Origin of the sequence: Bradyrhizobium sp. (genome assembly GCF_049519115.1) — a bacterium.
Taxonomy (GTDB): domain Bacteria; phylum Pseudomonadota; class Alphaproteobacteria; order Rhizobiales; family Xanthobacteraceae; genus Bradyrhizobium.
Genome location: NZ_JBEKRB010000120.1, coordinates 1 through 7,628 on the forward strand (window position 1 = coordinate 1; position 7,628 = coordinate 7,628).

The window sequence follows — 7,628 nt, forward strand, 5'->3', positions numbered from 1 at the left end:
GACCGCCTCTTCGTCGCCTTCGAAATCGTTCGCATCGAAAATGAGGTGCTTACCGTGGGCGTTCTACCCGCTTGCACAAGCGAGGTTCAGGACGAATATTCCTGGCACATCGCTATCGTTGCCGAGGCCTTGTTGAAACAGGCGATTCGGAAAGTGAACGTCATTCCGCTCAACGACTCCCACCCTTCCCGGGCGCAATAAGCTTCCTAATCCGATTCTTTTGCGGCTCCACGCTCACTGCGATCGGTCATGGATTCCTAGTGATCGCCTCACTCATCGGAAAGAGGCTGGAAACCAGCGCACCCGGGAATATTGGCAACGGAGTACGAGTCCCTCTCAGCAAGGATGTTGATGCGCAAGCTATGCAGGTCTCCCATCACGAGCCGATTCAAATGATCACCCTGATAAACCTAATGAACGCCGCGGAAGGTGCATCGGAGCATGCCCTTCAATACTTGGAGCAGCACCATTGGTTTTTCGGGTTTTTACTATTTGCCTATTTGTGCCGCCTTCACGACCTCAGAGTTCATGCGAGATTCAGCGCGCTGGATAAGCGTGTTGATGAGATTAGGAAACGTATTGCTTGCGATCGCTGAGCGCTGTCGGCGCGTTTCATTTTGCGTTCGCTGATCTCAATTGTCCGAAAGTCACCGTCCGAACTGACCAGAGGAGAGTGTCGTGCCCCCAGCGGAGACGCAAATTTGCTTCTCATCTAAAGCAATTGAAATTCATCCTTGCCCACAGTGCCGTTACCCGATGACCCAAATATCCGACAAGTCCTCTAATTCAATTAGTGGCTTGCGCAGTTTCCACTGCTTCAACTGCGATGATGCTGGCAGGAGCCGCTTTCTCTGCCAGGGCTCGGCGCATCCGGTTGAGGTGTGAGGCGATATTTCAGCGGCGAGCACCGAGGTATGCCCTTTGGCGCCACGGACTGCTTGGATCAACGAATAAACAAATGGTGCCCCAGAGACCAAGGAAGCTCCGAAACGGGCCCAAAATGCGATCGGCGACGTTGCACCCAAGCGAACGTCCCGCATTCGGCTATCAACAGTCCTGGGTTCTCATCTACATTTTTTGCTCCGAAACAATGGTGTGAACGCTACGTCCATATCCTCCGTCATCGGACACTCCGCATCGCAGTGCGATAACGCGCGAAACGCATTTTCACGATGGCTTGAAGTAAATCCAATCGTAGAGAATTCAGGAATATCTCGAATCCACGAGGAGTCTGGTGATCAGCAGCGCCTACGCGCGATTGAAGACCAGAGGAGTCACACGATGACTAACCGTTCTCTTAGCATGTCCGTAATTCTATTAACCGCGATCGCGGCCCCTAGCTTCGCGCAGTCAGTTGCGCGGGAGCCGGATGCATACGCTCTCTACCTTCCCAACGTGCGGACAGGAATTGAAACTGCAGCACCTGAACAGCGCGACGCATCCGTCATAATCATTAGGCCCGGCAAAACCGAAACCCTGCCATCGGCGCCATCTCTTCGCCCATGGAAAGCAGGAAATGAAATGGCAACCAAACCCTGGTCGGCGCCGGTGGGGCACCATCAGCCAACCGCAGTCGACGTTCTTGAGTCTGATTCTCGGCTGAGAATTGATCAAGAAGACGCCAAGGTCGACCGCGTTGTCAGAGGTATTTGCCGAGGCTGCTAACGAATCGATATTTGAGGACTCTGCAGCAGTCGCTCGCCATAGCAGCGGAACGAAGCTCTGACGTCAGGCGAGTTCGCAGAATGATCGGCAATAGCCGTTAACACGGAGTGATGCGGCCTGCAGTGGCAGACGTGCTTCAAACACGAATTGTGAACGGGATTGAGCCTCAGGGCCCCCACAAGGACAGAGCGAACAATGAACACCTTCCACTCCTCCAACTATCCCATCGGCCGTCTGGCATTATGGACGCAGGACATTTTAATGGTCACCGCCTTCGTGGTTTGGGCAGTCGTCCTGGGCTTGTTGCCAGTCTTGGTTATCGGAGCGTTGATAGCAGCTTGAGCAGGTCATGCGATTGAGACGTGGGCACACGGGCGAAGTGGCCCAAGGATTCTACAAAGGGACCGATGGCACCGTGGTCAGATGAGAACGGTGAGGCGTTGCGCGACGACAATTCGGGACAGCAAATCACGGTGCGCCTTGAGCCGGGCCGGGATGCCGTTGCTGTGCCCAAGTGTATGCCGTTGCGCCGCTACCGCGAAGAGAACCGCGACGAGATGGCTAGTTTCCACACCCAGCCACTTCGCTACCCGTCGCGCTGTTGGGCCTAAGCTACTGGCGCCTCTTGCCGTCAAAAAGAAGACGGCCCCGGCTGTTGGCACCGGGCCGTCTCCGCAAACTTTATCTTGGGAGTTAAGAACGCGAGCAATAGATCCTAGAAACAACCGAACGATTCAATCCTAAAATGTTTTTCAACATTTGGTGCGCGAGTTGAAAGGTCTGATATCGAGTGCATACTGTGGCAATGTCGCAGTTTGAACCAATTAAAAAAAGCGGCCGATGGTTCGTCTCGGTGAAGACGGGGAATGGTCCGAATTCTCATATCGGAGACTTCGCCACCGAGGCGGAAGCCGAGAACTGGATTTTGACTCAATCGAAATACTGGCCCAGCAAACCGGATGGGCCGACGACTGAGCCGATCAGGTAGCTTTGCATGTCAACGAGCCCACCAAAATGAGCGACTTCGAGAATTTTCTTGAGACTTGGTGCACCAAAAACCTCAGCCATTTTGAAAATGACTTCGACGAAATCAAACACTTTCACGCTCCACGGGCAGAACGATTGAGAGCTGAGGCCTACGAAGCCGGATTTGGGACCGCGATCACGCAATTAGAGCACGTGTCGGAAGGCGGCTTGGTCGGCTACGTCAAGCGTTGCTATGAAACATTAGAATTTCAAAGGCGGAGGTTGCGGTAATTCCGCGGTCGCACAATTGCGAGATCAACTCCCGCAGTCGTAGCCGCAAGCCCGCGCTCCGCGCGGATCTTTGACCACTTCGCCAATCGCCTCGTAGGGCCATCCGAGGGCGCGAGGGTCCGTATAAGGGCCCAACCGGCTGCACGCTGGCGTCGCGCTGCTTCACGGACTCGTTCTGCGTGATGGCGTCCTGCGGCGGATGTTGCCGTCGTCGCTCGCCGCATCCTCCAGACGGTGATCGATCTTCTTTGACTCACACTCAGTTGACCCCGAACGCCTACCGATTGCCGAATAACTCCGCCGCAAAAAGCGTCTGCTCTTTGGGAGTGAGATTGCCCCAATGGAGAAAGCACGATGCGAAAGACGTTTATAGCCTTGTTCATACTTGCGGCTGTCGGTGTGATTCAGTCGAGCGAAGCGTTCGCTCGTGGCGGAGGAGGCGGCGGTGGCCATGGAGGCGGTTTCGGCGGAGGCGGCTCTCATGGCGGCTTCGGTGGCGGCGGATTCCGCGGAGGCGGATTTCGCGGGCGTGGATTTGGCGGATATGGCTTTGGGCTCTATTACGGCGGATACTATCCTTACGCGTACAACGACTATTACGACGACAGCAGCTGCTACCTGGTCCGTCGTCGCGTGATGACGCCTTACGGCTGGAGAATTCGTTCAGTCCAAGTCTGCGGATGATCATGGAAAGACCCGCCGGTTCAACCCGGCGGGTTCTTGTTTGCCAACCCGCGACGACGCATCTGGGTCGCGCACCAATCTCTGTAGATGAGATCCCGGCCTAGCCGGTTCGCACCACTCGGAACCTTTTTGAATGCTTTGACATCGTCCAAAACAGACAGAACTTCGCTCGAGGACTGTAATATTTCGTCGCGTACTACTTGCATCACGCTTTTGAGAATAAAAAGGCTCAAGGATTGGGAATACCGACAACCGATAGCCGGTCTTGTTATCGGAGGCAGCGTGGCCGCGCTCAAGAATGCAAGTTCGTCGGTGCTGTTTGGCCGACGGAGCCTCCCAAGCGTCCCAGCCTTCCCGCCCCTGGGCTGGGACGCTCTTTATTTTGGCCACCCGAGGCGACCGTCGTATCCATCTCGATTGCAGGCCAAGTTGGGAAGTTTTCGATGACATACAGCAACATGAGAGGCCCAATGGCAACTTTATCCTCGCCAGAGGACAACATTGCAGAGTGCAAGCGTCGCGCTGACGAATGCTATGCACTTTTAGAAACCACGGTTGTACCAGAGTATCGGCAGGCACTGTCGGCTATGGCTAAGGCATGGACCAGAATCGCTCAAGGAGAGCGAGAAGGTCAGGCAAAGCAGCAAGCGACGCCGGCCTTGGAAACGATGATGAGCAAGAGCAATGCCTGCTAACGACGAGCCTCGAGAGTTGGTGCGAGGGATAATCGCCACCATCGTCGCGGTGATCGGCGCATTCTGCGTGTGGTCTGACCTCAGAAGCGACACGGTGGACCGCGGGGACGGCATGATCACGTCCGCTGTAGTGTCACGAGCCGGCGCGATTGTGGTTCGGTCGGAATCGTCGGCTCAAATGGCGGAGTCGCCGCCCGTGCTAGATTAAATTATTCAGCCTGCATTTTCGAGCCAAAGGCTTGCTATGGCGCTCGGGTCAGAATTAGTTATGCACTGGTGCAGGACATCTATGACTACGTCGCGCAATTCCTCATAGTAAAACCAGCGCAAAGCGCGCATTCGAAAGGACCGTCATCCCTTGTTTTTAGAATGAGCTCTTCGAATTAGCTGGCATTCGCCACCGATGACCATGCCTTATTGACGCCCGCGACTATCGCGCCGTTCAGCGCCTTCGTCACACGATCCGTGACCCAGTCACTTTGGTGCAATCTGGTTTCATCCCCCGGGTCGACCATCCGGTCGAACGAGATACCCTCGACCTCGTACAGGCCCTCCATAAATTCGAAGCGGCGGAACACATTCACGCCTTCGGCGTCCGCCGCCAACTTGCTGATTGCTTTCACCATCGCGATCGCCTTGCCCTTCTTGGCAGGCGTCAGGACGGCCGGCACATATTGGAGGTCCATCAGGATCACGTCGGCCCGCGTTTCATTGCGCAGCTTGATGAGTCCGTCTTGGATGGCGTTGACCGTTTTGTCGAACGTGGGAGGTGGCGGCTTCAGGTCCGGGCTCTGCCAAACTGCGTTTGTTCCGACCTGCCAGATGACAAGATCGGGCTTCTCGGCGATGACATCGGTATCGAACCGCTCGAGCTCGATCGGCGCTTCCTGACCGCCGATCCCCGCGTTGATCATGGTAATCTTGGCGTTCGGATAAGGAATCTGAAGAAGTGACAGCAGCCGGTCTGGATAAGGCTTGATGTTGCCTTCGCCCGCCGTCGTCGACGAGCCGATCGCAACGATCTTGGGCCTTCCGCTGGTGATGCCGCGCGCAAAGTAAGGCAGGTCGCGCTCAAAGGGGATCGGCCCAACGGGAATGATCTGTGAGGGATTGTCCACGGGCCACCTGTCGGTTGCAGCCGAGATCATGTGAGTTGGATGGAGAATAGCGCGTCCGGGCGAGATAGCCTAGCCTGCCGCACCAAACTCTGCCGAGGCCACGCAATCGACAAAGACGAGGCGTGCCCGGCGTAGCTCGAGCGGAGCGAAAAGCGATGACGGCCCTTATCCGGACCGGCAAGGCCCGGATCGACTGGATGCCAGGCGCTACAGCAATCCATTTCGCCGAGACTCTGGCGGCTGCGCTGCGCCTCGAAAATGCACGGGATCGCTTCATCGATGATGCACTCGCTTTGGATTTCAAAAAATATTACAGTAGAGATGTTTCACTGGTTAAAACAATCGCAGCCGTTTTTGGCTGGATAGAGGGGCGAGGTATGCTTCAACCCAGTGACAAGAGTGATGTTCTATCGGGTAGCACCGCTGCAAGGGCGGCGCCGGCCTACGCCAAGGCCGCGTTGCGTCTCATTCCGGCACTGGTCTTTCTATTCATTTTGGCGTGGATCGACCGCGTCAATGTGGGCTTCGCCAAGCTCAGCATGCTCAGCGAGCTCAATCTCAGCGAGGCGGCCTACGGCTTTGGCGCCGGCATTTTTTTCGTGGGATATTTCCTGTTCGAGGTGCCGAGCAACCTGCTCCTTGAAAAAATCGGAGCCCGCAAGACTCTGGCCCGCATCACGATCCTCTGGGGTCTCAATAGCGTGGCGATGGCCTTCGTCAAAACGGAGCTCTGGTTCTATGTTCTTCGCTTCACCATGGGGGTGTTCGAAGCGGGATTTTTCCCCGGTGTCGTGCTTTATCTGACCTACTGGTTTCCTGCTGGCCGCCGCGCGCGGATCAATGGTTTGTTCATGACGTCGTTCGCCATCGCCGGCATCGTTGGCGGCCCGGTCGCCGGCTTGATCATGAGTACGATGGGCGGCGTCGGCGGTTTCTCCAACTGGCAATGGGTTTTCATCCTGGAAGGCATTCCCTCCGTCTTGGCCGGACTTGCCGTGATCCGGCTGATGCCCGATCGACCGCGCGAGGCCAGCTGGTTGTCCAAGGAAGAGGCTCAGGCGATCGAAGACGACCTCGCCTCAGACCGCAAGGCTGTTGTTAGCGAAACCAGTTTCAAGGCTGCGCTTGGCGACTGGCGAGTGTGGCTATGCGCCTTGATCTATTTCGGCATCGTCAACGGCAATGCAACGATAGCATTCTGGACGCCGTCGATCATCAAGGAAACGGGTGTGACCGACACGCTGCATATCGGACTGCTCTCCGCGCTTCCGTTCATCGCCGGAACGGTCGCGATGATCTGGAACGGAGCCCATTCCGACCGCACCGGCGAACGCCGGCTGCATTGTGCGATTGCGGCTTTGATCGCCGCGCTCGGACTTGCCGCAACCGGCGCTCTCATTGGAAGCGGCTCCGCAGCCCTGATAGCGCTGACGGTCGCTGCAATCGGCATCCTGGCTGCATTTCCGGTGTTCTGGACCATTCCGCAGGCGCTGCTCGCCGGCACCGCCGCGGCCGGCGCGATCGCATTGATCAACTCGATCGGCAACCTTGCCGGTTTTGTCGCTCCTTACCTCATCGGCATATCGGCCAGCCTGACCGGTACCGCGACGTCTGGGCTCTATGTTGTCGCCGCCATCGAACTGGTGGCTGCGGTCCTGGTGTTCACGTTCTGCCGCTGGAAGGTCGTTAAGCGCTGAGCACCTCTTGACGCGAACCCGTCTGAAGGCGCTCTTGCAGGCGGCCTCGCTTCTTGAACTATCGGCCAGACCGATCGAAAACAAGATGCTGCAGTTTACCCGCCACTGCGAAGCCGGTTCGCACCCCTGAGGAGCTCACGAGGACGTGGGGGGACGTGCGGTGCTGGAACGTGCATCTGGAGACGAGCCCGACGGCGCGCCTGTTGTGATGCACCTCATAAGAGCGTCAAAACACACATAAGTGCGTCACGTTTTTCGGGCGCGGCGATCCATTAGCCGCAATCACCTCGCCGGTCAGGTGGGACGGGTACGGTTAATCCGGGCTAACTGATCCGTAGTAAGGGGTTTTTAATTGACTAACAGCCTTGCGCCCAGTCAGCTTATTTTAACTTGAACCTCCTCCGAACTGATGGACACCTGTAGTAGGCTCGAAGAGCCAGGAGGTGTCGGATGGAAGGACGTCAACGTCGGTCGTTTACGGACGACTACAAGCGGCAGGCGGTTGATCTGGT

7 protein-coding genes are annotated in these 7,628 nt (G+C 56.7%); 5 read left to right on the forward strand and 2 right to left on the reverse strand.

Annotation, left to right across the window (positions count from 1 at the left end; all coding sequences use genetic code 11):
* Positions 1-201 (forward strand): hypothetical protein (locus ABSE61_RS35265; protein ID WP_423875785.1); only part of this gene is annotated, 201 nt, incomplete at its 5' end.
* Positions 202-260: 59 nt separating this feature from the next.
* A complete protein-coding gene (locus ABSE61_RS35270) occupies positions 261-596 on the forward strand; it encodes a hypothetical protein (RefSeq protein WP_423875786.1) in 336 nt (111 codons plus the stop codon).
* 1,999 nt (positions 597-2,595) lie between these two features.
* On the opposite strand, the gene ABSE61_RS35275 is transcribed toward ABSE61_RS35270, so the two are convergent.
* Positions 2,596-2,763, reverse strand: a complete 168-nt coding sequence (locus ABSE61_RS35275) for a hypothetical protein (protein WP_423875787.1) — start codon at positions 2,761-2,763, stop codon at positions 2,596-2,598.
* 513 nt (positions 2,764-3,276) lie between these two features.
* Here ABSE61_RS35275 and ABSE61_RS35280 point away from each other — a divergent pair.
* On the forward strand, positions 3,277-3,606 hold the full coding sequence (locus ABSE61_RS35280) for a hypothetical protein (protein ID WP_423875788.1): 330 nt from the start codon (positions 3,277-3,279) through the stop codon (positions 3,604-3,606).
* Positions 3,607-4,076: 470 nt separating this feature from the next.
* A complete protein-coding gene (locus ABSE61_RS35285) occupies positions 4,077-4,301 on the forward strand; it encodes a hypothetical protein (RefSeq protein WP_423875789.1) in 225 nt (74 codons plus the stop codon).
* Positions 4,302-4,684: 383 nt separating this feature from the next.
* Here the strand turns inward: ABSE61_RS35285 and ABSE61_RS35290 are convergent, their stop codons facing one another.
* The gene (locus tag ABSE61_RS35290; protein ID WP_423875790.1) at positions 4,685-5,419 is read right to left on the reverse strand and encodes an SGNH/GDSL hydrolase family protein; all 735 of its coding nucleotides are present in this window, start codon (positions 5,417-5,419) and stop codon (positions 4,685-4,687) included.
* A 377-nt stretch (positions 5,420-5,796) separates the two neighbouring features.
* On the opposite strand from ABSE61_RS35290, the gene ABSE61_RS35295 reads away from it, so the two are divergent.
* Positions 5,797-7,116 (forward strand): MFS transporter, encoded by a 1,320-nt coding sequence (locus tag ABSE61_RS35295; RefSeq protein WP_423875791.1) that lies wholly within the window; start codon positions 5,797-5,799, stop codon positions 7,114-7,116.
* The last annotated feature ends 512 nt before the right edge of the window (positions 7,117-7,628 follow it).